The organism is Metabacillus crassostreae (assembly GCF_016908395.1).
Classification (GTDB): Bacteria; Bacillota; Bacilli; order Bacillales; family Bacillaceae; genus Metabacillus; species Metabacillus crassostreae.
Genome location: NZ_JAFBDU010000001.1, coordinates 404,051 through 429,892 on the forward strand (window position 1 = coordinate 404,051; position 25,842 = coordinate 429,892).

Here is a 25,842-nt window from a genome sequence, read left to right on the forward strand (position 1 = left end):
AGAGAAGAGTAGATAAATTGATTTCTTTCTAGAGAGCTCCGTTGGTGGGAAGGAGTAAGGATGATTTATTGAATCAAGCCTCTGAGTATCATATCGGAACCTTTTAGGGGATGGTATGACGGGAGCTCCCGTTATAGAGCTAAAGTATAGTATTTTTGTACTTGATAAGATTAATATGGTGACATATTAATAAACTGGGGTGGTACCACGATTATAAAATCTCGTCCCCAAGACATGATGTCTTGGGGGTGGGATTTTTTTGTTGTTTCTGGTGTTTCTTTACCTGTTATGAAAGGAGGGTGTTAAGAGTGACTTTAAGTAAAAGATGTGTTTCATGGAAATATCCCTCCATTTTATTATTTGGAATAGGAGTTTCAAATGTGGGTGAGTGGATATATTTCATCGCTCTTAATTTAATCGTTTTAGAAATGACTAGTTCTCCACTTGCAGTATCTGGACTTTATATCATTAAACCTTTGGCTACTTTATTGACTAATTTTTGGGCTGGGAGCATTATTGATCGATTTAATAAAAGAAACTTAATGGTTTTTCTTGATATTTTCCGAGCTGTATTTATCGCTTTATTACCCATTATGTCATCTCTTTCACTCATTTATTTCGTTGTTTTTATCATAAATATGGCAAGTTCTATTTTTGGTCCATCATCAATGACATATATAACAAAATTAATACCTCATGAACAACGAAAACAATTCAATTCCCTTCATAGCCTAATTACATCAGGTGCATTTTTGATAGGACCAGCAATTGCAGGGTTTTTATTTATGATCGGTACTCCGATTTTTGCTATCTATATAAATGCACTAGCATTATTGATCTCAGGAATGATTACGTTACTAATGCCTGATATAGAAAAGCAAAAAATTGTTTCCCCAATAAATAGTGAGCTATCTATTAAAATAATAAGAAATGATTTGCTTGCGGTAATTAAATTTAGTCGCAAATCACAATATATAATGATGATTTATATGTTGTTTAGCTGTGTTATGGTCATTATGGCAAGTGCTGTAGATTCGCTTGAAGCAGCTTTTGCCAAAGAGGTACTATTTTTGTCAGAAAGTCAGTATGGTTTTTTGGTTACTATTGCTGGGGCAGGTATTGTAGCTGGCGCTATAATAAACTCTATATTTGTTAAAAATCTAAAAACATCGTTAACAATTGGTTTGGGTTCAGTTTTAGTCTCAGTTGGTTATGTGATTTATGCTTTTTCAAGCTCGTTCATCATTGCGGGAATTGGCTTTTTTATTTTAGCGTTTTTTATTTCTTATGCGAATACAGGCTTTTTAACATTCTATCAAAATAATATACCAGTAGAAATGATGGGGCGCATTGGCAGTGCCTACAGCTTAATTCAAGCAGTTTTCGTTATAGCTACAACGAGCATTATGGGCATTGCAGCAAATAGTACTTCGATTCAGGTAGTTGTGGTTATAGGTGTACTTGTAATGATGATTTTATCCATAATATTGTGTATATGTAGCTTATTACCTTCAAAAAAACAATTTTATGAAGTGAAAGCCTATGGTAATGAAACTATTAGTCTTTAAGAAGAGAAGCGGTATAAGATAATCTAAATATATTGCTAAAACAATAAGAGATAAAAAATAAAGAAGTAGAAGCTATGGTAAAATATTCTATATATATTAATGTATTTTGGAAAAGTAAATTCACAAAGCACTATCAAAGGTTTTTTGCTACATTCATGTTTTTCAAGCCATATGATTCTGTGAGGAGAAAATTATATGAGTAACCAAAGTGAAACACCAGAAAGAAGAAGAGAAAGAATGAGACAGGAAGAATTAAAAAGAAATCCTCCTGGTAGTATTCATGGTGGAGGGTTGACCGATTTAGTTGGAGCTCTAGGTTGGAAGGGGCTTGGCATATTTATCTTACTATTAATTTCAGCTTTTATTATTTATTCAGTTTTCTTTCGATAATGGAGACATCTATTTAAACATGATCATACAAAAATATGTAGTGATTGTTAGTAGATAAAGCTGTAGGATAGCTTCTTCAGGATGATAGATATTCTTAAGAAAATAAAACTGAGGTGTGACTTATTGAAGAAAATTAGAAAAGCAACAAAAGAAGATATGAAAAGTATTTATATGATGGGCTTTGACGTTTGGGGAGATAATATGTCTTCCGAAAAATATATAGCAATTTGTCAAGAATCAAGTAAGTATCAAAAGGGAACCTGGTACACTCTTGAAGATCTACACACAAAGGAACTACTAAGTTCTCTTATTGTTTATGAGCTAAGTCCCTCAAAAGATATCATCGTAAAAGGGCTTGGTTCAATTGCGACTCCTTTGCAATTTAGAAAAAAAGGGCATGCTTCTTTATTAGTAAAAGAAGTAATTAATGAACTTGAACAAAAAGAAAGCTGCAACCATTTTTTTCTTTATAGTGATATTGGAGCAGATTTTTATAGCAAATTAGGTTTTATGGAAATTCCTTATGAAAAGCAAAAATACAAAGAGAGTGTTTGTATGTATTATTCACAATCTTATGATGTTGATTCAATTTCATTTGAGATTCCTAATTATTTCTAAAAGGTGCTTATATCAATCAAGATGATTGTAGAATAATAAGATAGGAGATTATGCTAATATTAGGGAAAGCTTGTGGTAAAGGTGATGAGTACTATGCAACATTGCAAAAATTGTGAAATACAATTTAGTTGGAAAAAAGTTTATCGGTCTTTTTGGGGCTGGGGGTACAAATCTATTATATGTGAAAAATGTGGTACTAAGCATCGTATAACTTTTTCCGGAAGGTTAATAGCAACGTTTCTAATTGTTCTACCAATGTCATTTTTTATTAACTTTCTATCTCCTTTTGAAAACTTAATTATAACAATTTTTATTGGAATCTTTTTAGCGTTTATTGGTTCAATACTAACTCCATTTTTAGTTAGATTTAAAAGCGATTAGAAGATTTGAGGATTTGCTAGCAGTTGTTCAGATAGAAGCATGAAAACCTCTTATAGGAGTGGAAATATTGAGAAAAGTAAAAGGAATGTTATCATCTTTATTCGTATTATTTCTTTTAAATGGATGTAACACCAATAACGTAGATATCTTTCAATATAAGAACTCTTATGTTGGTGATAACAGTGCGGTTTCAGATATTTTAAATTTTTTACCAAGTAAAAATCAGTTAGAAGGATTTGAACTTGAAACTAAAGAAAAACCTTATGGAATAATCATACATTATCATTTAGAAATAGAAGAAGGTTACGAACAAACTGTTTTATACAACAGTACATATTTATTTTCATTAATTCAAAATGCTGAACTGATAAAGTTTGATTTCGAAGGTATGGAATATGAAATGACGAAGGAAAAACTAGAGAAATGGTATGGAAGAGATTTGAATGAATTTAATAACAAAGAAGAATTGGACGATTTCATTCAGGATCAATTGAAAGATCAAGATAAGGTAAAGCAACTCTTCAACTAAAACCGGTTTGACTAACAGTATTAGCATTCAAGTGTCTCAACGGAATAGAAATAATGTTTGTGATGTTTCCATTAGGATGGTTCTAGTAAGCTTAAGAAGATGAGGTGAAATAGTGCAAACTTCAGTACTAATTGTTTTATTAATCATATTATTGTTAATCTCAAAAAAGAGAAAAAGAGACAGTATGAAAACCACTTTTAAGAAGTTGGCATTTGGTTTAATTATAACAATAATTACTATAAATATAGTGTTCGAAATTATAATGTAAGTGTTAAAGAATTATTTTAGTAAAGGGTAAGAATTTAAAAGAAATTTAGATATCAAGCGGAAATAAGTTAAAATATGCCATAGAAACTTTTTAAGCTAATTATGGTAAGAATGGTTTATCAATCATTCTTATCTTACAATTAATTAATATTGATACCTAGAAGGGACGAATAAAACCAATGGATTTCGAAACAGTTATGCAAGAGCTTGAGGCATTAGGTAAGGAACGAACGAAAAAAATATACATATCCAATGGAGCACATGACCCTCTTTTTGGTGTAGCAACAGGTGCTATGAAACCAATCGCAAAGAAAATAAAAATAAATCAACCTTTAGCCGAAGAGCTTTATGCTACAGGTAACTATGATGCGATGTATTTTGCAGGTATAATTGCAGACCCAAAAGCAATGACTGAGTCGGATTTTGAACGTTGGATTGAAGCAGCATATTTTTATATGCTATCTGATTATGTGGTAGCTGTAACATTAGCTGAGTCAGAGCTTGCACAAAGCATTTCCGATGATTGGATTGCAAGTGGTCAGGAGTTGAAAATGTCAGCGGGGTGGAGTTGTTACTGTTGGTTATTAGGAAATCGACCAGACAATGAATTTTCTGAAAGCAAGATTTCCCAAATGCTCGATACTGTTAAAAATGAAATTCATAATTCTCCAGAACGAACGAAATCAGCTATGAATAATTTTTTATATACTGTAGGGATTTCCTATTTACCACTAAATGAAAAAGCGATTGAGACTGCAAAAGAAGTAGGTACAGTAGAGATAAAGCGGGTAAATAAAAAAAGCAGCTTACTAAATGCTTACGAAAGTATTCAAAAAGACATGGATAAAGGAAGACTAGGTTTCAAACGGAAGTATGTTAGATGCTAAAATTTCAGCTGTAAATAAAAGTATTGATCTAAGGAAGTTTTACGCTTATTTTGTTAAAGACATTGAACTAAGCGAGGAACAAGAGATTTTAAAGAAGAGCATCATTATATAAATGAATTGCTCTTTTTTTTCTCTAAACATTTGTTCTTTTTATATTTTACGTATTAAACAGTTTAGGGTTGATTGGAGCGAAAGGTGCGAGACTCCTGCGGGAGGAGTGGACAGGTGAGATCCCACAGGCGCTTTGCGCCGAGGAAGCTCACCGTCCACCCCGCGGAAAGCGAGCTACCTGTAGCGCAAATCAACCTTCCCTAAAACTTTTTTTACAGTATTAAAGTTTATGAAAACAGCTTATCAACTAGAATAATGTTGTCTAATCACATTTATTTATGGAGGATTATCAATGGATATAAGAGAAGCTTCAATAAACGATGTTGCTGGATTAGTTACATTAATGGCTGAACTTGGTTATCCAACTTCAGTCGATTCATTTCGAACCAGATTCAATGCTATTTTAACAAATCAGAACTACTATACATTAGTCGCTGAATTAGATGGAAAACTTGTTGGTATGGCAGGCTTATGTATAGGCTTGTTTTATGAATATGATGGGTCTTATGTTCGTATTGTAGCTTTTGTTGTGGAAACTACTTACAGAAGAAAAGGGATAGGTAAAAGATTAATTCATGAAGCGGAAATTTGGGCGAGGAAGCAAGGAGCTATTGCAATTGGTTTAAATAGCGGTAATCGTGAAGAGAGGAAGAGTGCTCATCAATTCTACCTTAATATGGGATATAAAGATAACAGTATTGGGTTCTCAAAGAGTCTAGTTTAAAAGAATAACAGTAAAAGATTATTATTGAGTAATGAAGTGCAATCTTGATACGATGATAAGCCTTCATTCTTTATTAAGGTTAAGTTAATTCTATATGAAAATATTAAACAAAACAGAAGGAATGACTTCAATTGATATATCAGTTATTTTATAGAATGACAGTTGTTTTAATTTTGTTTACTATTGTTTATCAAACTACTGTTTATGCTAATTCTTCGTGGAATTGGCTTACTGATAGCCCTAAAAAATTTTTACCTTATGCTATATTGTTAACTCTTGTCATTGAAATAGTAGCAATAGTGTTTCTTGGTAGACTAAAAAGCAGTTTCTCCTTAAAAATAAAGGGAACTTTAATTATTATTATTGCTAACATTGCATCGTTTCTACTTCCTTATATTTATAGAACAATAGAAATTGAAAGCTTTTATTCAGAAGGATGGAATGTAGCATGGCATCTAGCTTTCACAAGTGGTCCTTATTATATTGTTTTATTAGGATTTCTTTTTCTAACTATTTCAATTGAAGTTCCAATAATTTATTTATACCTTAAGAAACATACTGAACGTTTTCGTGTGCTCTTATCAGTAATTATCATCGTTAACATAGTAACAACACTTATTGTTGCTGTAATGGAAAGAATGATGTTTTATGGTCAGTGGTAGATAATTTAAAAAAGAGTAAATGTTTTGAAACTAATATGCTTTTAGTATTGAAAAGCTATAGGAGTGAGAATGATGAATAAAAAATCTCAAAGAAAACGACTTATTACATGGGGACTTATCATCATGTTGTTAATAGCACCAATTTTATCTTGGCTAATTGGAATTATTTACGGTGTAAGTGTTGGAAGTGGTTTTGCTGCTGGAGGGTTAATGGTTATACTGTTTCCAATTATTTTTGTTGTAGGATTAGTAATGTTGATCAAAGGTTTTATGAAGCCAAAACATTAAAATGACTTCAGGTAAAAGATGCGCTTGCACAATAAAGAAGATAACAGTTCTTTTACTTTAGCAGAATTTACATATGATGAAAATTAGTAGAAGTGAGGAGTATGATGAAACAAATTACAGTTTTTTTATGTTCTTTACTCATTATAGTAGGCTGTAATCAAAGTAGTGGTGTTCAACAAAATACTGAATTAGAGAAATCAATTTATCAAATAGTAGAGGACAAAAATAATAGTGAAATTAGAATAGATTCTTTGACAAGCTTTAACTGGGATAAAGCAATAGTCTTTCCACCTTATACTTCACAAGAAACGATGAATGAAAAGTTAGGTGGGGATTATAAAGACCCAAGTGGTATAGGTAGTAGAGATGATATCTATTTATTGGTTTTCCTTTATGAAGATAACGTTGTTCAATACGCAGAAATACAACGTCAACGATCTGACTTTTCTGTAAAAGAACTTTCTCCTTCTAATGATTTAATAAAGATTATAAGGTATGAAAAATAATTTCTATTTCCGAAGTTTAGAAGTTGTCAGTTAAGTGTTTAACCATTTCTTAAAACTTGAAGTTTTCTTTTGTTGCACGATCAATGGAGGTGTATGATGGATAAATCTATAAATGGAATACTTGCAGGCTATGTTGTTTTAACAAGTATTGATAAAAAGAACAAATTACAGGAAGATATATAAGAATGATTTATTAGCTTTTCCTGTTACTATTGTTCTCTAAATCTCTAATTCTAGCACCTACCAGAGGGTTTGTTGAAGAAATTGAAAGAAAATGTACAACTTATAAGCATTGAGATATGGGGGAACGAATGTAAGTGAGGAAGAAAACCAAAGAAGAGAATCCAACAGTAACGATAATCTTTAGTATTGTGGGGATATTATTAGGGTTAAGCGGTGTTTATTACATAATTAATGATCAAGGATTATATGATATTTTAATGGGAACCGCGCTTGTCATCACGGGTTTTATAGGTGGGATTTTAGGTTTTTTACAATATTCGCAAAATAAAAAAAGTAGCAAGAATTAAATTTTCACCTGAAGTCTTCAACTTCACTATTTAAACTACATAACCAATAATTATTTTTAGATAAACGACTATTAGTAGGAGGAGATTTTAACATGACAGAAAATGATAAAAATTTAGCTAACAACGAATTGTCACTACAGCAGCGTGAAGAATTACTTGTGGCATTGAAAGCACGCTTTGAGAAAAATATGCACCGACATAAAGAAATTGAATGGACTAAAATTCAATCGAAATTAGAAGCAAATACTGACAAACTGTGGTCGTTAAATGAAATGGAAAGCACAGGCGGTGAGCCAGATGTTGTTGGTTATGACAAAAAAATGGATGAATACATTTTTTATGATTGTTCAGCGGAGAGTCCTAAAGGTCGCAGAAGCGTTTGTTATGACCGCAAAGCATTAGACGCAAGGAAGAAACATAAACCAGAAAATAGTGCTATGGATATGGCAGCTGCCATGGGAATTGAACTGTTAAACGAAGGTCAATATCGAGAGTTACAGAAACTTGAAGCTTTCGACTTGAAAACGTCTAGCTGGGTGCAAACACCGCCGGATATCAGAGAACGTGGTGGTGCACTTTTTTGTGATTGTCGTTATGGACATGTATTTGTTTATCATAATGGTGCTGACTCCTATTATGGAGCTAGAGGATTTCGAGGGTCGCTAAAGGTCTAATCTTTTGAACTAAACTCTAATGATACTAAGGGGAATTGACATGGATCAAAGAATATTGCTAGTGGAAGATGAAGAGGATATATCCAATCTATTAAAAATCTATCTATATGATGGGGGATACATAGTGGATTTCTTTCATAATGGGCAGGATGCCTTGAATCATATTGAAACACATAAGCAAGAATATGATTTAGCGATTCTGGATGTTATGGTACCTGGGATAAACGGTTTTGATTTATGCAGGAAAATTCGAGAGAAGTATTTTTATCCTATCATTATGTTAACCGCTAAAATAGAGGATATTGATAAAATAACAGGGTTAACACTTGGCGCAGATGACTATATAACAAAGCCGTTCAATCCTCTTGAAGTAATGGCAAGAGTGAAGACACAATTGCGCAGATATAAACGCTATAACGAACATTCAGTTAAAGAAAAAGTGAATGAGTATGATTTTAGGGGTCTTAAAATCAATAAAGCTACTCACACCTGCTCCTTATTCGGTGAGACAGTCGACTTAACACCAATCGAATTCTCAATTTTATGGTATTTATCAGAAAATCAAGGAAGAGTGATACCTTCTGAAGAGCTTTTTGAAAATGTATGGGGAGAAAAATTTATAGAAAACAATAATACTGTTATGGCTCATATTGCAAGATTACGTGAGAAACTAAAGGAACCTTTCAAAAAGCCAAAGTTTATTAAAACAGTGTGGGGAGTAGGGTATAAGCTTGAATAAAAAAGCGAAGCAAAAACAAATTGCTAAATATATGATCGCAAGGTTCATTATATATACTCTTTCTTCCTTTACTCTTATCTCTATTTTGTCTTTTATTATCATAATGTTAACAGATAACCAAATTTTTACAGGTGATTTTGGAAATGGTATAAAATGGATTAGTGATCGAATATTTGTTATTGCTCTATTTATGTTTGTTGTTAGTATCTTTCTAATTTTTATTTTTCAATACAGTCAGATGATCAGGTATACTGCTACTTTATCAGCTACCATTGAAACAATAAATTTAGAGAAAAAGCATGATTTACAGCTACCTGCGATATTTAAGAGCGTTGAAGAAGGTATTCAAAGATTACAAACAGAGCTTATGGAAAAAGAACGAATAGCAAGAGAAGCAGAGCAACGGAAGAATGATTTAATTGTTTATTTAGCACATGATTTGAAAACACCTATTTCATCGATTATTGGATATTTGATCCTGCTTCGAGATGAGAAAAATATTTCAGAAGAGATGTATCAAAAATTTACTAATGTTGCGATAACAAATGCAGAGCGCTTAGATGATTTAATAGATGAATTTTTTGAGATTACTCGCTTTAATTTATCTAATGTTTCATTAAATTACAGCAAAGTAAATATTAGCTTCATGCTTGAACAATTGTGTTTTGAGTTTCAGCCAACACTTCAAACTAAAAACATAACGTATCAATTACAAGGAAATAAGAACGTAGAGATCGTTTGCGATGCCAATAAAATTCAACGAGTATTTGATAATCTGATTAGTAATGCTGTTCACTATAGCTTTGAAAATAGCCAAATGGCTATTTCTATCAAAGAAGATGCTGATACTGTGGTGGTTCAATTTAGTAATGAATGTTACCCAGTTGATCAAGAAAAGCTAAGTCGTATTTTCGAACAATTTTATCGGTTAGATACATCTAGATCTACTAGAGATGGGGGTACTGGCTTAGGTTTAGCCATTGCAAAGCAAATTGTTGAGCAGCATAAAGGTACTATTACAGCTGCAAGTGTGAACCAAAAAATCACATTTACAGTGAGCCTTCCACGATCGTAAGGTTTTCGTAAGAATTTTAGAAGAAAAAGAGAAGATTATTGTTATATAGCGCAAATAAACAACACCTTTGTTTTCAGTATGATAAATGTACTGGAACAAAGGTGTTTTTATTTTATTGGAGGGCTAAAGATGGAAATTTTAAACGTTCAGAATGTGACAAAGGTATATAAACCAAGGTTAGGTGCTAAGGTTGAGGCATTGGTAGATATAAATTTCACCGTCAAAAAAGGTGAATATATTGCGATTATGGGAGAATCAGGCTCTGGCAAGACTACTTTGCTAAATATTTTAGCGTCCTTGGATGATGTCACAGAAGGAGAAGTGATGCTAGAGGGAGTGAATTATCAATCTATAAAAAATGAAGAACTGGCTGCATTTCGTCGAAAACATTTAGGATTTGTTTTTCAGGATTTTAATTTGCTGGATCAATTTAACTTAAAGGATAATATTTTTCTTCCATTAGTACTGGCTAATAAATCAGTAAAAGAAATGAATGAAAAGGTAATACAAATAGCAGAAACGTTAGGAATAGATCATGTCTTGGATAAATATCCTTACGAGGTTTCGGGAGGACAGCAGCAAAGGGCTGCAGTTGCACGCGCTTTAATTACTTCACCGAGCTTGATTTTAGCAGATGAACCTACTGGTGCACTAGATTCTCGTTCAGCAAACGAGCTATTAGATTTATTATCGAAATTTCATGAAAGTGGGCAAACAATCATTATGGTAACACATAGTGTGTATGCAGCAAGTAAAGCGAGTCGTGTGCTTTTCATTAAAGACGGAAAAATAATCAGTGAAATTCGTAAATCATATGTAGGAGAAGATTTAACACAGCAAATTTTCAACATGCAATCGTCTGCAGTTGCGAAAAGGAGTCACAATGAATAACAAACTATACTTTAAATTAGCTGCTACAAACATAAAAAATAATCGACTAATGTTTCTTCCTTATATCGTAACCTGCATTGTCATTGTTGCTTTATTTTATACGATTAACAACTTAGTAAATGCAGAAGCGCTAAAATCAATATCTGGTGGAAACTTCACAATCGACGTGATGAAATTTGGAAGCATATTGTTTACTGTTCTTTCCCTGCTTTTCTTAATATACACAAATAGCTTTATTTTTAAAAGACGGAAGAAGGAAATTGGTCTTTATAATTTATTAGGCTTAGAGAAAAAGCATATTAAAAAAATATTGCTGATTGAAAACTGGATGCTTGCATTCATCACGATTTTTATCGGTATTTTAATGGGTACAATGTTCAATCAAATTGTCGGTAAAGCTATGTCAAGCTTGATGAATGTGTCGTTAACAGTAAACGCAATTTCGTTATCTGCAATGATCAAAACAATTGCAACCTATATGATTTTCTTTTTCATTATTCATTTAAGTAACATAAAGCAAATTCATTCTATTCGAGTTATTGAATTAATGAAGGGTGCTCAAGTAGGAGAAGTCGAGCCAAAAGCAAAGTTTGTTTGGGCGTTGCTTGGTGGCATTAGTCTAATAACTGGATATATTTTATCTTTTAAAGTAAATAATCCAAAAGATGATTTTAATGTGATGTTTATGGCCATAATCTTTGTCATTGTTGCATCATATCTACTTTTTATTGCAATCAGTATCGTCGTCTTAAAAATTCTTCGTAAAAATGATGGCTTTTACTATAACAAAAAGTATTTCACATTGATTTCAACGCTGCTTTACCGCATGAAACTCAATGCAGTTGGTTTAGCAAATATTGCTGTTTTAAGTACGGCTACCTTGATTGTCATGACAACGACAGTTTCATTATATTTTGGTGTTGATAAAGAGCTTAACAATGCATTTCAATATGATGTATCTATTCAAAATACAGTAGAAAATCAAGCGAATCAAAAAGAGCTTCAAGATTTTATTGATAGTAATAAGGAGCGTTTTGGTATCGAAATTAAATCCGCGACATCCTATCGTGGCGGAAAGTATGCTGCAGATTTGACAGGAGATGAAAAGGAAGAATTTTTTCTACTTTTACCTCTTGAGGATTTTAATAAGCTAACAAAAAGAAATCTATCTTTAGCTGCAAACGAAGTGCTACTCCTAGAAGATGAAGTAACAGCAAAATTAAAAAGTATCACAGTAGAGGATACTTCATTTGATGTAAAAGATACAGTAAAAGATCTTCCAATCGATAGTTCATTAGCGGATAGTGTAGATGCTAATTGGATGTTTGTGATCGCACCGTTAACTGGAGATTTGGCTCATAAAGTTGGCTTAGAAAATCCCATTGTTTTTACTATGTTCCAAGATTTTAATATACAGGGCAGTACAAATGCAGTAAATGAATTTTCTCATGAGATTGCAAAAAAAGCTGAATCTATAGGAAATGTAGATGTTTCATCAAAATCAATTTACAGAGAAACCTTATTAGTGCGTTATGGTAGCTTATTGTTTTTAGGTATGTTAATCAGCACAATATTATTTGCTGAAACAGCGCTAATGATTTTTTATAAGCAGATTACAGAAGGCTATGATGATCGTAAGCGATTTTCGATAATGAAAAAAGTAGGTATGAGTGAAAAGGAAATAAGTCAAACAATTAGAAAACAAACGCTTATTATGTTTTTTGCACCGCTTGCAGTTGCGCTTATACATTTAACAGTTGGGCTACAGCTTGTGACGAATATCATTGGTATTGCTATTGAAGATATGGGGCTAATTGTACTAGGTAGTGCTGTTTGTGCAGCTATCATTTATACCATCATATATGGTGTAACATTTATATTTACAGAAAAAAGCTATAAAAAAATTGTGGAGCAATAGAGGAGAATAACAATGAAAAAACTAAATCCTGTAATGATTGTGGTTGCGACCGTTATCTTACTTATACTAGGTACAATATGGAGCAATAATTCTGTAGTAGTTGATAATGTGACAATTGACCATGATCGTTTACCAGCCCAATTCGACAATTATAAAATTTTACAGATTTCTGATTTACACGGAAGAGAGTTTGGTAGAAATCAAGAAAAGCTAGTAGATTTGATTACTAAACAAAAATATGAATTGGTTGTTTTCACTGGAGATTATGCTTCTGATGACGAAGAAGATTTACAGCCTTTAGAAAACTTATTGAAGGGTATGCCGAAAAATAAAGAAATGTATTTTATTTTAGGTGATAAAGACGCTGATAACAGTACAGCTGCACTTAAGGAAGGAAATCGCTTTTATGATCTGTTTATTAAATATGATGTTAAGCCATTATACCCAGGTCAAGAAATTAAGAAAGGGGAGCAATCTATCTGGCTAAAAACGAATCCATATGTTGTCATAAATGAAGTGGGTGCAAACGAAACTCCAGAGAGATTAATCGAGGCAAGTGAACAGTTTAATGCTCGATATAAGCAGCAGCAGAATCCATTTACAATTGAAATAGCACATCGTCCCACAGAAATTGACAAAGAAGATTCTTCAATACGCGAATATCGAACATCAGAGTTAAATGATAAAGGAGAAGAATGGAGACATTGGGATGTTAGTCTAAACGGTCATACACGTGGAGGACAATTTCAATTACCAATAATCGGTCCATTATATGCACCAAATCATGGCTTTTTACCAGGTAAAGTAAATGTTACAGGTGTTCATACTGTTGATAATCATACACAGTATGTCAACAACGGCTTAGGTGTAAGTGGCCCTTGGTTCGCTCAATTTAGATTGTTTAATAGACCAAGTATTGGGTTAATTACTTTAAGAGCGAAATAGATTCTTAAGGTAGAATAAAAGGTGAAGAATTGATAATGAACTATTTTAGAGAAAATACTATAAGGTGTATATATTTACTCCACGAATAACATTATCAATAGAAGAAAAATATCACTATCTCATAAATAGATGTAAGGTGTTCAGGAGGCTGGGACATAAATAAAGAAATCATACAATAAGACCAATAAATTTAACTTCAGTTAAGTTGTAACAAACAAGTTCGTTCCATTGCGCTGCAGACACTCGCTTTCCACGGGGAGGAAGCTGAGCCTCCTCGCTACGCTGCGGGGTCTCAGCCTTTCCTCTATTCCCGTAGGAGTCAAGTGTCTTCCGCTCCATTCCACTAAGGTCTTAAAAATAGTAAGCAAAATCAAACAATCTATTGAATATTACTTGAAATATCACCTAATAATTCGGGTTTGTCATTAGCTTAAATACTTATGTCCTAGCTTCTTTTTTGTAGTATTATGAATAGAAATATTAACTAGGTGGCTAGATGTATGACAATCAAATGGGTTGAAGTAACTAATGAAAATCTATCTTACTTTGAAGCTGTAATGAAATTATACGATCAAGCTTTTCCAATAGAAGTGAGAGAACACCATAGTATTTTTCATAGAAGTTTAACGTATGCAAAAATGATCAATCAAAATAATTTTCATTTCCTGGTTGGTCTTATTGGAGATGATCTTGTATCATTTGCGACTGCTCATTATTTTGCAGAGATAAATTCTGGATTTATTGTCTATATTGTCACGAATCCACAACAGCAAAATAATGGAGTGGGTACAAAAACTTTAGCTAAAATAGAGGATTTGTTAAAAGCTGATGCGATTCATGCAGGAAACTCATCAATTAGAGCCATATTTTTAGAAACTGAAACAGAAGAAATGGCTCACACTGAAGAAGAAAAGAAAGAGTGTATAAATCGAAACAGATTTTTTTCTAGAAATCACTATGAAAATTACGAACAAATAACTTATCTACAACCACCCTTGCATGAAGGGATGGAAGATTTTAACTTAAATCTTTTTATTAAAAATCTATCTAGTACTAAAAATAGTAAAGAAGATATAAAAAAAGCGATAAAAACAATTTACAAAGAAAAGTACCTTTTAGTGAATGAAATTGATAAAGAGATTTTAAATAAAGCACTTAAAAAAATGGGGATAGAAGATGAACTACTTTAAGTGTTTAATTTAAGGAATATTCTTTTTTAAAGCTTGAAGAACAAGAAGCTACAAATATTCTAAGCGACTTGTTCTTATTAGTTTTAACTATTACTGTTCAACAGGAACACATATTTCGCAATAAGGGCTGCTATCAATATCACCAATATATTTTTCCATGATTGGTTTATTTTCTATTTTATAACCACTAGTTTGGAGGAATTGAAGGATATCAAAATATGCCTTACTAATATCATCTGCAGTATGTTTTACCTCAAAAACAAGATACTTCCCACCAATAATTTCTCCTTCAAGAACATAATCAATAACCGGGTAATTCTCTGGAAGTACTATGCAAGCATCAAATCTACAATGATCATGATGTGTTTTTTCCGGATTATCTAATGGAATTGCAAATAAAATCGAATCTTTAAGTAAATTCTCCTCACTTGCCCATTTTTTTAACTTTTCCATTACTTCGATATTTGCTGGACCATATGGACCAACTTGTCGTAAATAAGCAATCCGGTAGGTTGGTAATGTTTCGATTTTGTATTTCATTATTCCTCCTGCCTTTCAAAACATATTTTTTGTTTGTTACAGTACGAATGTAGCATGCTTAAAAAAAAGATACATGTTAATTTTTAAAATTTAATGAAATGAAATAGAGTGTGAGAGACGCTGTGACAGCATATAGGTAGTTAGACAGTTTTATTGAAGGGTGTTTTCGTAATAAAGTGCCTTATTAAAAATGTCCTTGGTTAAAAAACTTTATGTTAAAATTAGGTAAACTCATTAAAAGAGGATTTTTAAGTAAAGGGATGATTTTATGAAAGCTTTAATTTCAACTTTTATCATCATGATTATATTGATTGGTTGTTCAAAGGATGATGTGGAACCTACTGATACTGAAAATCTATCTTTAGAAGAAGAAATCCTGAGGACTATGGCAGAAAATAAGTTGGAAGAAAAAGAAATAATTGATTATGATATTAAAGGTAACTTTATTTATGTAATTTTTAAAAATAACCATATCAATAGTAATAATCATAATCCAGATCTTGTTATCTTAAAAAATCATGATAGAAAATTAGAATGGGTTGCTGGACCTGATGATCTTACGTTATCACTGTTAGATCAAGAGGTAAATGGAATGATATTTGGAAGAAGTGATGGTCCATCTGTAACTCTACTTTTATCAGATAAACAACCACAGAATTCGAATGTGAAAGGTGTTAAAGTACTTGGAGAGATGGCAAAAGCAGTAACATATGAAGAAGAATACACAGAAGATTTTTCTATGCAATATATGTATTGGATTGCCTATACTGAAGAAAACCCTACAGCTGAAGATATAGATATTATCTTAAAATAATTTATGGTGGTGTTAAAATAATCAGAAGATTTGTTTTAGTACTTTCCAAAAGGAATTGTGTTTTTTTGAATTAAAGTAAATACGTTCGATATGTGAAGTGAACTTAGTTCAAATTTCAGAGCGAAATAATTTTCAGAAAATCCTAGTCCTAATTATTGATCTGACAAGAGATCCTTAACATGTTATTGCAAAGAAAAAAATTTTTTGGTATTATCGTTTCGTAGCTAACGATTATGAAAATTCAAACGGAGGTGATTATTATTCATGCTTTTGATGATGATGGGGAATTGTTATCTGATGAGAAAGATACAATAAATCTCTTAGCGAAGCTACCTTTAGATTCACTTGATTTAGATGCTATCTCTGTTGTAACGAATATTTATAGAGTTGCTCAAGGGCTAAGAAACAAAATGGAACGAGAAGTGCTATCTGAGTTTGGGTTATCATGGACTTCATTTTCTCTGCTTTATGATTTGTGGATATGGAAATCAGTGGAAACGAAAAAATTAGCACAATCGGCTGGTGTTTCAAAAGCAACAATAAGCAATATTACAAAAACTTTGGAACGAAAAGAGCTGTGTTATCGAAAGGTAGATAACAGAGATAGACGAATCACTTACGTTACGATAACCGAAAAAGGTAAAGACGTTATGGAAAAGATATATCCAACCTTTCATAAAGGTGAAGTAGAGATTGTTTCAAGTTTAGCTACCGATGAGAAAAAAGATATCTCTAAGCTACTTAGAAGGGTAATACGAGAAAATAACTTTTAATATACAATTAAATATTTTAAAGTGATGACAGGTTATTCAGTAGTCATTATCTCCCTGCTTACAGAGAGTCGATGGGTGGTGAAAATCGACGCAAAGATAATGATGAATTACAGACCTTGAGCATTCTTTGTGAAAAAGATAGTAGCAAAGAACGGACGAGCCGTTAATCGTAAAGTGGGAGGAGAAGTTCCTTCAATTAGGGTGGTACCGCGTGCAGAAGTTAACCACGTCCCTTTTCTTGGGGATGTGGTTTTTTATATTGATTTTTTTAGGAGGAACAATAATGAGTAATTTCATAGAAGAGTTAAAAGAGGAACAATTAAAAGAAGTAAAAAGGCAAATGATCATTTACAGTCAAGGAGTTCAAGATATTATTCCAACAGAAGAGTTAGAAAAGAAAATTGCAAAATCAATACTTGAAAATAAACCACTGAAAATCAAATTAGGGTTAGATCCTTCAGCTCCAGATGTACACCTTGGACATACTGTGGTTCTTAACAAGATGAAGCAGTTTCAAGATAATGGTCACAACATTCAACTTATTATTGGTGATTTCACTGGAAAAATTGGTGATTCAACAGGAAAGTCAGTGGCAAGAAAGCAATTAACAGAGGATGAAGTGAAGCATAATGCGAAAACATATTTCGAACAATTTGCAAAGGTAATCGATATGGAAAAGGTTGAGCTCCATTATAATTCAAAGTGGTTATCTGATCTAAACTTTGAGGATGTAATACAGCTTGCTGGCAAGATTACGGTAGCAAGACTTTTAGAAAGAGATGATTTTGAGGAACGTATTGCTTTAGGAAAGCCAATATCTCTACACGAATTTTTCTACCCATTGATGCAGGGGTACGATTCTGTTGTTTTAGAATCTGATATTGAGCTTGGTGGAACTGATCAGCATTTTAATATTTTAATGGGACGACATTTTCAAGAAAAGTTTGGCAAGGAAAAGCAAGTCGCTTTACTAATGCCATTATTGGAAGGACTTGATGGTGTTGAGAAAATGTCTAAATCTAAGAAAAACTACATCGGTATTGATGAGAGCCCTCAGGAAATGTACGGAAAAGCCATGTCCATTCCTGATGAGTTAATGGTTAAATACTTTGAGTTGGTGACAGCTTTTACACCTGAACAAGTTGAGATCATTAAGAATCAGTTACATTCTGATGAACTTCATCCAAGAGATGCGAAAATGCTATTAGGCAAAACCATTGTTGAAATGTACCATGGTTTGGAAGAAGCGAACAGTGCAGAGCAGCATTTTGTCTCAGTTTTCCAAAAAGGGTCAATTCCTGATGAAATGCCTGAGGTCAAATGGAGCGGAAATGATCAAATTTTAATTCTTGATTTACTAGTTGATTTACAATTATTAAGCTCAAAAAGTGAAGCTCGAAGAATGATTGAAAATAAAGGAGTAAAAATAAATGGAGAAAGAATTGAAGATACACAATTAAAAATAGCTGTTACCGATGGATTAATACTACAAGTTGGTAAACGGAAGTTTATAAAGATCAAAAGGTGATGAGCGGTTTTATTACTTAAACCAAGAACTAGAAGCTTTGGCTTAATGAAGCAACAATAACTATATTCCCCAATCGAGTAGCATTTCTATTTAATCAGGAATGCTGCTTTTCTACTAAACTAGCGTCAGTGTGACAACAACAATGATCATCTTCCAATTTATGTTAAAATAATATAACACTTTAACTTTGGAGGATTAATAATGAAACGTTTACCATTTGAACCACCAACAAAGCATTATGATGAAAGAATTGAAGATGTAGATGAAAAAATATGTGAGCTAATTAGACAACGAAAAGATCTTTCGTCTAATAATCCTGGTTTTCCAACAAAGAAACTTATTAGTAGTTGGTCGAAAAAATATGGTTTTTATGAAGATTTTCTAAATGGGGTATTTGCAGAACTTCTAAGTGAAGAGATGTATAAACCTATAGTTGTGCCAAAAGGCTTTGTTAGAAATATTCCAATCTTAAGGTTTTTTGAAAAAGATGAGTTATTTTATTCAGTAACTTTTATCCGCCAATATAAAAATGCTAGTATTGTTCATTTCAGCATTGATAGAGAAGATACTGATGAAATTAATTGGGATTTTCGAGAACGTGAACACACTTGGTTTGGTCTAGTAGTAGATGACGGCAAAGGAACTGAATACGACTGTCAAAACGAGGGAGGGGGAGGCTCCGGAGGTCATACATCATATACTTTTATTGTAACACCATCTGTACCAGATGATTCTTCAGAAATAAAATTTATCTTTAAAGAATATAAAGCACCATTTAAAGAAGCTACAGGCTTTGAATTTATCATATAAAGAGAGATAAGCAAATACCTTAATACACATAATTAGCACAAGGACTTCATGATCAGAAGTCCTCTTTATTTTTATCCATTCTTTTTAAATCTTTTTTTTGTATTTGTGTATATTAACGCAAATATGATGATAGAGATTAGTAAAATAAGAGCAATCAAAAATAAAGCCTGGTTTTCCACTATATCGCTGAATGCAAATAATAGGATGCAAAAGCTAACACCATACATAATTTTCCCCATAAATTTGCATAATGCTACTTCATCATATTGAGCCTTTTCACTTTCAGACATTGTATTATAACCTGCAAGCAGGAATGCTCCTTTACCTTTTGATAGGATTATAGCGAAAATTAAAAACGGAATAAGAATAATGAAATTTACAAGTGCTCCGATCACACTAATTACCACCTTTTTGAGAATTGCTTTGTTAAAATTAATGATCATACCTTTGATATTTATACGTTTGAAGTAATTCATAGGTTTCAAAAAGTGTTAAGCGATCACAAAATGTATCGAATATTTATACTTCTATGATAATTACTTGGTTAACATATTTAAGAATAGTATGACTAGTTAAAGAATTTACTAAGAGAATTAACAGAAAGTATTTACAAAAATTTCCGATTGGATTATTCTTATACCAAAATGATTGATTAATCAATCATTTTGGTATTGTTTATAGAATGTGGAGTGAATATTAATGAAAAATAGTGAAAATAAAAGAACATTAGAAATGAAAAAAAGAGATGTACTTCATGCAGCAACTGAATTGTTTAGTATGAAAAGTTATGAAGCAACAACTATGTCTGATATATCCCAAAAAGCTAATGTGAGTTTTGGAAGTGTTGCTTCATATTATGGAAGTAAAGAGTCATTATTTGCTATTTGTATTGAACAACCTTTAGAAGAGTTTGTAGATAGCTTTTTGAATTTTAATAAACATCCAACTTCAATTATTGATGAATTAGAGGAAATGATTAAGCAACACTTCATATTATTCTCTAACATGAAGGTTTACCTGAGATTAATCGTTCAAGTTATCGCCCAGCATGAACGTTTTCCAAATGAATTTAAAATGATTACTCAACACACAGAACTAATTCAAAATGATATAAAAATATTTATTATGTACGGTCAGGCGGTAGGACAGCTTATAGATGGAGATGCAGATAGGTTATCGGTAGCTTATATTAATTTTCTTTTCGGAACAGTCCTTTCATATGCCAATAATCCAAGTGAAGAGGAGCAGAACGAATTCATTTCAATTGCAATTAGAATGTTCGGACCAATTTTATAAAATGCTGAGTAAATTTGGTTTTCTTAAAGACTATCATTCATTTAGTAAAATGATTAAGTTAAGAATTGTACTTTTGTTAATATCTGTCTTCTTTAACGCAACGGTTATGCCTTATGTTGTCGTATATTTTGTTGATCACGTTGGAATTAACAAAGCTTCATTGATGGTTTTAGGTGTAGGGATAGCTGGAATAATAGGAGGGTTACTAGGAGGAAAGCTAGGAGACAAATATGGAAGGAAGAAAATGATTATATTGGGGGAAATAGGAATTGGAATTGGTTTTTTTCTAGCCTGTTTCTCAAGTGTTTTTACTGAAATGCTTATCGCTATTATATTTATTAGTTTTCTCTTGATTTACTTTTTTTCTGGCTTATCAGGTCCAGCTTATAGTGCTTTTATCATTGATGAAACAACAAATAAAAATCGTAAATCTGTCTATGTTGTACTTCTATGGGTGTCAAATTTGTCTTTTGCACTTGGGAGTATATTAGGAGGTTTTCTATTTAAGCAGTATTCTTCTTTATTATTTTTCTTAGTTGGTTGTAGTTCTATTTTATCATGTATCTGTATAGCAATTTTTATCCAGGATCATTTTATTAAGCGAAAAGTGGAAACAAATAATATCCGTGTAAAAAATCAATTAAAACCTAATAGTAATAAACTTAGAGTTTATCAGCATATGCTAAAAGCTCCTATTTTTCGATTCTTAGTTTTGCTAACTTTAATTCTTTCATTGATGAATAATCAATTACCATATTATTTAAGTGTACATTATGTAAATATATTTGAAACAGAGGGATATACAATTTTAGGATTTTTAAGAAGTGAAAATACACTTATCATTTTCTTTTTAACTTTTGCTATCACTAATCTATTGAAGAAAGTCTATGAAATTAAATCTCTAATATTTGGTGTATTGTTGTTTTTTATAGGATATATAGCTCTTAGTATGGGTGAAATACCATCAATTTTATATATGGCTATGGCTATAATGTCAATTGGTCAAATCATATATTCTCCAGTAATACAAACAATCTCAGCTGATGTAATTCCAGATGAACATAGAAGTACATACTTAAGTATTCTAGATGTAATTGGACATATAGGTGGTTTATGTGCATTTCTATTTGTACCACTTATGCAATATATACAGCCTTTTAAAATATCAATAATTTATGGTGTATTTGGTTTTATATCATTAATTATTATTTATCGAATAAAACAGAATCGCAAAGAAGAAAAGATTTCTATTACTAATGTAAGCTAATTGATCGTAACTAGAAGTATATATTTGTATGTTAACTAATAGCAAACGTGCTTATTTGATCAGCAGGGACAAATGCTTATATATCCAAAATTAATTAGTCACTACTATAGAAAATCTAAGCTACATAATTATTTCAACAATTCCACTATAATTCTGTAAAAATATGTTAATATTTAATTTGAGTTTAGCTATTCTATCAATGGTTGCTAGGATTTCGGATACTTAATTGTTTTTACAGCTTTATATTAGTTAATAAATAGATTTTTAACATTGAGGTGCTTTTATGAAAACGTATATATATATGGTTAGACATTGTGATTCGCCTAAAGAAGGAGAGGAAAGGACGAGAGGTTTAACCGAATTAGGAAGAAAGGGAGTTCGGAGTGTTACAGAGATTCTAAAGAAAGAGAAAATTGACCTCGTCGTTTCAAGCCCATACCTTCGTGCAACATTGACGGTGCAGCAGCTAGCGGAAGAATTAGGGCAAGAAGTTATGGTATATGAAGATTTTAGAGAAAGAGTTTTTACAGTAAAAGAGACTAGAATGTCTGACTCAGAGCTAATGCCTTTAGTAGAGAAATCCTTTGATGATGATAGCTTTTCATTAACTGGTGCAGAGTCAAATTCGGAATGCAGAAAGCGTGCAATAGAAATCTTACAGAAATTACTAATAACGCACAAAGGACGCAAGGTCGTTATTAGTACTCATGCAGTCATCATGACGCTAATGATGGGCTATTATGACAAAAAATATGATTTGGATTTTCTATTAAATACAACTAAGCCAGATATATATAGAATGGAATTTGAGAATCAAGAATTGTTGCAGGTTGAAAGATTAGTTAATGGTTAATAGATTATCTGTTTGTTCTAATCTAGTTTTAGTTTTTGCACGAATATAAGGCACAGAAGGAGAACAGTCATGAAAATATTACTATCTAAATCTGCTATATGGATTTATAGCTTGATCTTTTTCTCTGTGATAGGAGTCGTTTTAGATATTGCTACGATAGGGGCAGAAGAATTTGCTTTATTTGAAGGTAATACGACAACAAGTAATGATGCAAAATTTCTACGAGCTATAAATAATTTATATTTTCCAGTCATCCTAATTATTCATTTATTTGTACTAATCATATTTATAGTGAAACGAATGAAGAAAACCTAAGAAGTAAGGTATAGCTGAATTTAGTAGAATTAAAAGTAAAAAAGCGGAATCATATTATTGATCACCGCTTCCTTTTATATAAGTTATTCAAACTAATTAACTTGCTGATTGCGATCCTTTTGCATTTATAACTAAGATTGTAAGTAAGCATAAACAGATTACAAACACAGGTAAAATAAAATTAGTTATGTAAGGATTATTTACAAGGGAACTTAACATAAGTAAAGCTCCAAGAATGGAATAAAAGGCTATCGCAATCTTTGGTTTCTGTTTAAATCCTGCTGGAGCTACTAGCCATTTATACTTTTCTTTATTTACCGTTATTAAAAGAGCACAAATAATACTCAAAAAACCTAAAAATGATAAACTCATCTTTTACCTCCTTTACAAATGGAATATTTAGTAAATAAATTTTATCACATACTACAGCATTTAAATACAATAACTGTAAAGAAATTAGAAAGGCGTGAATTTCATTTTTGTTCTAATTTTAAAAATATTGCTTACATGTGGAATAATTATTGGATTTCTTTTTGCTTTAAAAAAAGATATGAAAAAGCTAAAAAACGAACAACAAATACACCCTTTACATATCATGTTTGAATTGTCTTTTTTTATAGGAAGTTTACTTTATGCGATTAGTCTCTTACTATTTGATTTCTTACTTCTGGGGAAGATTGCATTGGGTATCATAACTGTTGGTCTAATTTATAACTGTATAATAAATTGGAGTTTAAATACACTATTCAAATCTATTTTAGCAATATCTGGATTAATAGGATCTCTATATTTGTATATTCAGCTTTATCACTAAATATAAACTTGTTTTTTATTTAATTTACTCTTTGGTTTTGAATTATAAGTCAAGGAACTCAAAGAAAAGTTTTCATATTACGTTAATTTGTAGATTAACATATTTGATAGTAGTAATATTTTTCAGCTGTATTTTAGTGTTTGTTTGAATTATAAGAGGTGGACAACAGTGAAGAAAAACGTTGAAAAGAAATTATTTAGTTTAATGTCTGGTGAATTTTTTGCATTAGTCATGTTTGCATTTCTTTGGGTACTATATATTAATATTTTGGATACATTCGACGCTCATCTTACTTCTTTAGAAAACATCTATGCCTTTCTTTTGCTCGAATTTATTCTTTTACAGGGCAGTATCTATTGGTATTTAAAATGGAGTAAAGTCAAACATAACAAAAGCTATCATTTATCACAAAGACAATTACATGTATTCCGTTGGTTTAGAAGAATTAACGTGCTCTTATTATGTATAGGTCTTTTTATCTATCTGAAAAATATTGGATACTCTCCAATTACTTTCAATGGATTTTATTTATTTTTGTACTGCTTTGCTTTAATAGAATACATAAACTATTATCATCTTCGCCTATCTTATCTAACTTCACAAGAGTTAAAAGAATTGCTTCACCAAAAGGGGTTTAGGCGCTCTATTTTAGCAAGAGAGCTTCGTAATATGAATAATTAAATCCAGCTTTTTTAGGTTATAAGAAAAAGAGGCTGGGACATAATTAAAGAAATCATATAAAAAGAGGAATAAATCTAAATCAGTTAAGTTAAAAAAATAAGTTCGTTTCATTATGCTGCAGACACTCGCTTTCCACGGGGAGGAAGCTAAGCCTCCTCGGCACAAGCGCCTGTGGGGTCTTAGCCTTTCCTCTATTCCCGTAGGAGTCGAGTGTCTTCCGCTCCATTCCACTAGTTCTTAAAAATCGTATACAAAATCAAAAAATCTATTGAAAATGGCAAGTAAAAACCCGAACTATTAGGCGAATGATTAATTAAAATATCACCTTATAATTCGGGTTTATCACTAGCTTAAAATACCTATGTCCCAGCCTCTTTTAAGGTTTAACCGTTTCCTAACTTTTCTTGAAAGTAACTCCAAGCTGCCATTGACCAAGCAGATACAATATTTCCAACAAAAGATAATACACTAGTAAGAAGATCCATTATTATCACTCCTTTTAGGTATTATCCTATATTCTTACTTGTAATTACCATATTTTTCTGTTGATATCCAATGGGGGGGAAAGATATTTATAAAGAGAAAGAGAACCCTATATAAGAGTTCTCTTAATTACTAATATTCTCTATGTATTGACGATTCCTGTTATGTTAATGAAGAAGCAATATTGTTTAAGCCTTCAAGAATCGTTGGTTTATTTCCACCACAATAAAATGATGTAACTAATTGATAGCATGTATCTTGATTAATTAAAAAGCATTTGTGTGTTCCCATTTCATAGACAAAGTAATTTTGCTCTTCACCTTTTAACGCATCAAACACTTTATATTTTTCAAGTTCAAATAATTCTCTTGCCCCATTTTGAGCTAGATCAAGAAACTCTTCTCTCGATACTTCTCTTAGTGCCACTAAATCCACTTTTTCGTTCATGTTATAACCTCCAGTAATTATCTATAATTTGTTACCTGAAAACGTAACTTCTATATAAAGAGATGTTTGTCAGGCTGTTATTAAAAAGAATTTTTTTTGTGAACATAATTCATGCTTTGTTTTATTATTTGCTCGTAAATTCTATCATAATTTTATTTTTAAGTGGTAACCATCTGTTTCAAATATGTAGATATTATTAATAGTTCCCGAATATGTCATATTAAAACATTGTTGTTAATGTTTTAAAGGAGGGGTAATCCATTTTAATGAGGATTACACCCTTTAAATTATCTATTCGGTCGGGATATTTGCTATGTTGTCTATTATA

Annotated in this window: 31 protein-coding genes and 2 other annotated features (1 of these 33 running past the window's edge); of the genes, 27 read left to right on the plus strand and 4 right to left on the minus strand. The window is 31.7% G+C overall.

Annotation, left to right across the window (positions count from 1 at the left end):
• Window positions 1-232 (plus strand) — a binding site (T-box leader); it begins 14 nt to the left of the window's first position.
• Window positions 233-308: 76 nt separating this feature from the next.
• The 18 genes from JOC75_RS02175 (at window position 309) to JOC75_RS02260 (ending at window position 14,893) form a co-directional block, all read left to right on the plus strand.
• Window positions 309-1,568 carry an MFS transporter gene (locus JOC75_RS02175; RefSeq protein ID WP_338036539.1) on the plus strand — a complete coding sequence of 420 codons (1,260 nt, stop codon included), beginning with the start codon at window positions 309-311 and terminating at the stop codon, window positions 1,566-1,568.
• A 195-nt stretch (window positions 1,569-1,763) separates the two neighbouring features.
• Window positions 1,764-1,958, plus strand: a complete 195-nt coding sequence (locus JOC75_RS02180; protein ID WP_204952486.1) for a DUF6366 family protein — start codon at window positions 1,764-1,766, stop codon at window positions 1,956-1,958.
• Window positions 1,959-2,081: 123 nt separating this feature from the next.
• Window positions 2,082-2,576: an N-acetyltransferase gene (locus JOC75_RS02185; protein WP_204952487.1), complete on the plus strand. Its 495-nt coding sequence runs from the start codon at window positions 2,082-2,084 to the stop codon at window positions 2,574-2,576.
• 93 nt (window positions 2,577-2,669) lie between these two features.
• A complete protein-coding gene (locus tag JOC75_RS24425) occupies window positions 2,670-2,957 on the plus strand; it encodes a TIGR04104 family putative zinc finger protein (RefSeq protein WP_204952488.1) in 288 nt (95 codons plus the stop codon).
• 67 nt (window positions 2,958-3,024) lie between these two features.
• On the plus strand, window positions 3,025-3,486 hold the full coding sequence (locus tag JOC75_RS02195) for a DUF4825 domain-containing protein (protein WP_239589243.1): 462 nt from the start codon (window positions 3,025-3,027) through the stop codon (window positions 3,484-3,486).
• Between the two features lie 446 nt (window positions 3,487-3,932).
• Window positions 3,933-4,640, plus strand: coding sequence for a DNA alkylation repair protein (locus tag JOC75_RS02200; RefSeq protein ID WP_204952489.1), 708 nt, complete (start codon window positions 3,933-3,935; stop codon window positions 4,638-4,640).
• Window positions 4,641-5,043: 403 nt separating this feature from the next.
• Entirely contained in the window at window positions 5,044-5,475 is a 432-nt protein-coding gene (locus tag JOC75_RS02205) for a GNAT family N-acetyltransferase (protein ID WP_204952490.1), read from the plus strand.
• A gap of 131 nt (window positions 5,476-5,606) precedes the next feature.
• Window positions 5,607-6,137: a hypothetical protein gene (locus JOC75_RS02210; RefSeq protein ID WP_239589244.1), complete on the plus strand. Its 531-nt coding sequence runs from the start codon at window positions 5,607-5,609 to the stop codon at window positions 6,135-6,137.
• A 72-nt stretch (window positions 6,138-6,209) separates the two neighbouring features.
• On the plus strand, window positions 6,210-6,425 hold the full coding sequence (locus JOC75_RS02215; RefSeq protein ID WP_204952491.1) for a hypothetical protein: 216 nt from the start codon (window positions 6,210-6,212) through the stop codon (window positions 6,423-6,425).
• A gap of 101 nt (window positions 6,426-6,526) precedes the next feature.
• Window positions 6,527-6,931, plus strand: a complete 405-nt coding sequence (locus JOC75_RS02220) for a hypothetical protein (RefSeq protein ID WP_239589245.1) — start codon at window positions 6,527-6,529, stop codon at window positions 6,929-6,931.
• Window positions 6,932-7,248: 317 nt separating this feature from the next.
• On the plus strand, window positions 7,249-7,461 hold the full coding sequence (locus JOC75_RS02225; protein ID WP_204952492.1) for a hypothetical protein: 213 nt from the start codon (window positions 7,249-7,251) through the stop codon (window positions 7,459-7,461).
• 92 nt (window positions 7,462-7,553) lie between these two features.
• Window positions 7,554-8,135, plus strand: a complete 582-nt coding sequence (locus JOC75_RS02230) for a DUF4256 domain-containing protein (RefSeq protein ID WP_204952493.1) — start codon at window positions 7,554-7,556, stop codon at window positions 8,133-8,135.
• Between the two features lie 40 nt (window positions 8,136-8,175).
• Window positions 8,176-8,874 carry a VanR-ABDEGLN family response regulator transcription factor gene (gene vanR, locus JOC75_RS02235; RefSeq protein ID WP_204952494.1) on the plus strand — a complete coding sequence of 233 codons (699 nt, stop codon included), beginning with the start codon at window positions 8,176-8,178 and terminating at the stop codon, window positions 8,872-8,874.
• Window positions 8,867-9,949: a sensor histidine kinase gene (locus JOC75_RS02240; RefSeq protein ID WP_204952495.1), complete on the plus strand. Its 1,083-nt coding sequence runs from the start codon at window positions 8,867-8,869 to the stop codon at window positions 9,947-9,949. Before vanR ends, JOC75_RS02240 begins: the two co-directional genes overlap by 8 nt.
• Before the next feature lie 129 nt (window positions 9,950-10,078).
• Window positions 10,079-10,840, plus strand: coding sequence for an ABC transporter ATP-binding protein (locus tag JOC75_RS02245; protein ID WP_204952496.1), 762 nt, complete (start codon window positions 10,079-10,081; stop codon window positions 10,838-10,840).
• Window positions 10,833-12,758, plus strand: coding sequence for an FtsX-like permease family protein (locus tag JOC75_RS02250; RefSeq protein WP_204952497.1), 1,926 nt, complete (start codon window positions 10,833-10,835; stop codon window positions 12,756-12,758). Before JOC75_RS02245 ends, JOC75_RS02250 begins: the two co-directional genes overlap by 8 nt.
• Window positions 12,759-12,770: 12 nt before the next feature.
• Complete coding sequence (locus tag JOC75_RS02255; protein WP_204952498.1) at window positions 12,771-13,703, plus strand: metallophosphoesterase; 933 nt, start codon at window positions 12,771-12,773, stop codon at window positions 13,701-13,703.
• A 500-nt stretch (window positions 13,704-14,203) separates the two neighbouring features.
• Window positions 14,204-14,893, plus strand: a complete 690-nt coding sequence (locus tag JOC75_RS02260) for a GNAT family N-acetyltransferase (RefSeq protein ID WP_204952499.1) — start codon at window positions 14,204-14,206, stop codon at window positions 14,891-14,893.
• A gap of 90 nt (window positions 14,894-14,983) precedes the next feature.
• On the opposite strand, the gene JOC75_RS02265 is transcribed toward JOC75_RS02260, so the two are convergent.
• Window positions 14,984-15,433: an AraC family transcriptional regulator gene (locus JOC75_RS02265; protein ID WP_204952500.1), complete on the minus strand. Its 450-nt coding sequence runs from the start codon at window positions 15,431-15,433 to the stop codon at window positions 14,984-14,986.
• A gap of 268 nt (window positions 15,434-15,701) precedes the next feature.
• On the opposite strand from JOC75_RS02265, the gene JOC75_RS02270 reads away from it, so the two are divergent.
• The 4 genes from JOC75_RS02270 (at window position 15,702) to JOC75_RS02285 (ending at window position 19,358) form a co-directional block, all read left to right on the plus strand.
• Window positions 15,702-16,247: a hypothetical protein gene (locus tag JOC75_RS02270; protein WP_204952501.1), complete on the plus strand. Its 546-nt coding sequence runs from the start codon at window positions 15,702-15,704 to the stop codon at window positions 16,245-16,247.
• A gap of 233 nt (window positions 16,248-16,480) precedes the next feature.
• Window positions 16,481-17,020, plus strand: a complete 540-nt coding sequence (locus JOC75_RS02275; protein WP_204952502.1) for a MarR family transcriptional regulator — start codon at window positions 16,481-16,483, stop codon at window positions 17,018-17,020.
• A gap of 15 nt (window positions 17,021-17,035) precedes the next feature.
• Window positions 17,036-17,257, plus strand: a binding site (T-box leader).
• A 46-nt stretch (window positions 17,258-17,303) separates the two neighbouring features.
• Window positions 17,304-18,548 (plus strand): tyrosine--tRNA ligase, encoded by a 1,245-nt coding sequence (tyrS, locus tag JOC75_RS02280; protein ID WP_204952503.1) that lies wholly within the window; start codon window positions 17,304-17,306, stop codon window positions 18,546-18,548.
• Between the two features lie 201 nt (window positions 18,549-18,749).
• Window positions 18,750-19,358, plus strand: coding sequence for a hypothetical protein (locus tag JOC75_RS02285; protein ID WP_204952504.1), 609 nt, complete (start codon window positions 18,750-18,752; stop codon window positions 19,356-19,358).
• A gap of 71 nt (window positions 19,359-19,429) precedes the next feature.
• Here JOC75_RS02285 and JOC75_RS02290 read toward each other — a convergent pair whose 3' ends face one another.
• Window positions 19,430-19,753 carry a DUF3784 domain-containing protein gene (locus JOC75_RS02290; RefSeq protein ID WP_338036541.1) on the minus strand — a complete coding sequence of 108 codons (324 nt, stop codon included), beginning with the start codon at window positions 19,751-19,753 and terminating at the stop codon, window positions 19,430-19,432.
• 304 nt (window positions 19,754-20,057) lie between these two features.
• On the opposite strand from JOC75_RS02290, the gene JOC75_RS02295 reads away from it, so the two are divergent.
• The 4 genes from JOC75_RS02295 (at window position 20,058) to JOC75_RS02310 (ending at window position 23,089) form a co-directional block, all read left to right on the plus strand.
• On the plus strand, window positions 20,058-20,654 hold the full coding sequence (locus JOC75_RS02295; protein WP_204952506.1) for a TetR/AcrR family transcriptional regulator: 597 nt from the start codon (window positions 20,058-20,060) through the stop codon (window positions 20,652-20,654).
• Between the two features lies 1 nt (window position 20,655).
• Window positions 20,656-21,921 carry an MFS transporter gene (locus tag JOC75_RS02300; protein ID WP_204952507.1) on the plus strand — a complete coding sequence of 422 codons (1,266 nt, stop codon included), beginning with the start codon at window positions 20,656-20,658 and terminating at the stop codon, window positions 21,919-21,921.
• A 283-nt stretch (window positions 21,922-22,204) separates the two neighbouring features.
• The gene (locus JOC75_RS02305; RefSeq protein WP_204952508.1) at window positions 22,205-22,774 is read left to right on the plus strand and encodes a histidine phosphatase family protein; all 570 of its coding nucleotides are present in this window, start codon (window positions 22,205-22,207) and stop codon (window positions 22,772-22,774) included.
• 69 nt (window positions 22,775-22,843) lie between these two features.
• Window positions 22,844-23,089, plus strand: coding sequence for a hypothetical protein (locus JOC75_RS02310; protein WP_204952509.1), 246 nt, complete (start codon window positions 22,844-22,846; stop codon window positions 23,087-23,089).
• 96 nt (window positions 23,090-23,185) lie between these two features.
• On the opposite strand, the gene JOC75_RS02315 is transcribed toward JOC75_RS02310, so the two are convergent.
• Window positions 23,186-23,461, minus strand: coding sequence for a hypothetical protein (locus tag JOC75_RS02315; RefSeq protein ID WP_204952510.1), 276 nt, complete (start codon window positions 23,459-23,461; stop codon window positions 23,186-23,188).
• A gap of 610 nt (window positions 23,462-24,071) precedes the next feature.
• Between JOC75_RS02315 and JOC75_RS02320 the strand changes: the two genes are divergently transcribed.
• A complete protein-coding gene (locus tag JOC75_RS02320) occupies window positions 24,072-24,584 on the plus strand; it encodes a hypothetical protein (RefSeq protein WP_204952511.1) in 513 nt (170 codons plus the stop codon).
• 645 nt (window positions 24,585-25,229) lie between these two features.
• Here the strand turns inward: JOC75_RS02320 and JOC75_RS02325 are convergent.
• Window positions 25,230-25,514, minus strand: coding sequence for a hypothetical protein (locus JOC75_RS02325; protein ID WP_204952512.1), 285 nt, complete (start codon window positions 25,512-25,514; stop codon window positions 25,230-25,232).
• Between the last annotated feature and the right edge of the window lie 328 nt (window positions 25,515-25,842).

Excerpts from the sequence above, each read along its gene's own strand:
- JOC75_RS02275 (WP_204952502.1), top strand. The coding sequence starts at position 16,481 with ATGAAAATTCAAACGGAGGTGATTATTATTCATGCTTTTGATGATGAT.
- JOC75_RS02205 (WP_204952490.1), top strand. The coding sequence starts at position 5,044 with ATGGATATAAGAGAAGCTTCAATAAACGATGTTGCTGGATTAGTTACA.
- JOC75_RS02200 (WP_204952489.1), top strand. The coding sequence starts at position 3,933 with ATGGATTTCGAAACAGTTATGCAAGAGCTTGAGGCATTAGGTAAGGAA.
- vanR (WP_204952494.1), top strand. The coding sequence starts at position 8,176 with ATGGATCAAAGAATATTGCTAGTGGAAGATGAAGAGGATATATCCAAT.
- JOC75_RS02270 (WP_204952501.1), top strand. The coding sequence starts at position 15,702 with ATGAAAGCTTTAATTTCAACTTTTATCATCATGATTATATTGATTGGT.
- JOC75_RS02305 (WP_204952508.1), top strand. The coding sequence starts at position 22,205 with ATGAAAACGTATATATATATGGTTAGACATTGTGATTCGCCTAAAGAA.
- JOC75_RS02230 (WP_204952493.1), top strand. The coding sequence starts at position 7,554 with ATGACAGAAAATGATAAAAATTTAGCTAACAACGAATTGTCACTACAG.
- JOC75_RS02295 (WP_204952506.1), top strand. The coding sequence starts at position 20,058 with ATGAAAAATAGTGAAAATAAAAGAACATTAGAAATGAAAAAAAGAGAT.
- JOC75_RS02255 (WP_204952498.1), top strand. The coding sequence starts at position 12,771 with ATGAAAAAACTAAATCCTGTAATGATTGTGGTTGCGACCGTTATCTTA.
- JOC75_RS02315 (WP_204952510.1), bottom strand. The coding sequence starts at position 23,461 with ATGAGTTTATCATTTTTAGGTTTTTTGAGTATTATTTGTGCTCTTTTA.
- JOC75_RS02265 (WP_204952500.1), bottom strand. The coding sequence starts at position 15,433 with ATGAAATACAAAATCGAAACATTACCAACCTACCGGATTGCTTATTTA.
- JOC75_RS02300 (WP_204952507.1), top strand. The coding sequence starts at position 20,656 with ATGCTGAGTAAATTTGGTTTTCTTAAAGACTATCATTCATTTAGTAAA.
- tyrS (WP_204952503.1), top strand. The coding sequence starts at position 17,304 with ATGAGTAATTTCATAGAAGAGTTAAAAGAGGAACAATTAAAAGAAGTA.
- JOC75_RS24425 (WP_204952488.1), top strand. The coding sequence starts at position 2,670 with ATGCAACATTGCAAAAATTGTGAAATACAATTTAGTTGGAAAAAAGTT.
- JOC75_RS02180 (WP_204952486.1), top strand. The coding sequence starts at position 1,764 with ATGAGTAACCAAAGTGAAACACCAGAAAGAAGAAGAGAAAGAATGAGA.
- JOC75_RS02250 (WP_204952497.1), top strand. The coding sequence starts at position 10,833 with ATGAATAACAAACTATACTTTAAATTAGCTGCTACAAACATAAAAAAT.
- JOC75_RS02325 (WP_204952512.1), bottom strand. The coding sequence starts at position 25,514 with ATGAACGAAAAAGTGGATTTAGTGGCACTAAGAGAAGTATCGAGAGAA.
- JOC75_RS02245 (WP_204952496.1), top strand. The coding sequence starts at position 10,079 with ATGGAAATTTTAAACGTTCAGAATGTGACAAAGGTATATAAACCAAGG.
- JOC75_RS02285 (WP_204952504.1), top strand. The coding sequence starts at position 18,750 with ATGAAACGTTTACCATTTGAACCACCAACAAAGCATTATGATGAAAGA.
- JOC75_RS02220 (WP_239589245.1), top strand. The coding sequence starts at position 6,527 with ATGATGAAACAAATTACAGTTTTTTTATGTTCTTTACTCATTATAGTA.
- JOC75_RS02215 (WP_204952491.1), top strand. The coding sequence starts at position 6,210 with ATGAATAAAAAATCTCAAAGAAAACGACTTATTACATGGGGACTTATC.
- JOC75_RS02260 (WP_204952499.1), top strand. The coding sequence starts at position 14,204 with ATGACAATCAAATGGGTTGAAGTAACTAATGAAAATCTATCTTACTTT.
- JOC75_RS02310 (WP_204952509.1), top strand. The coding sequence starts at position 22,844 with ATGAAAATATTACTATCTAAATCTGCTATATGGATTTATAGCTTGATC.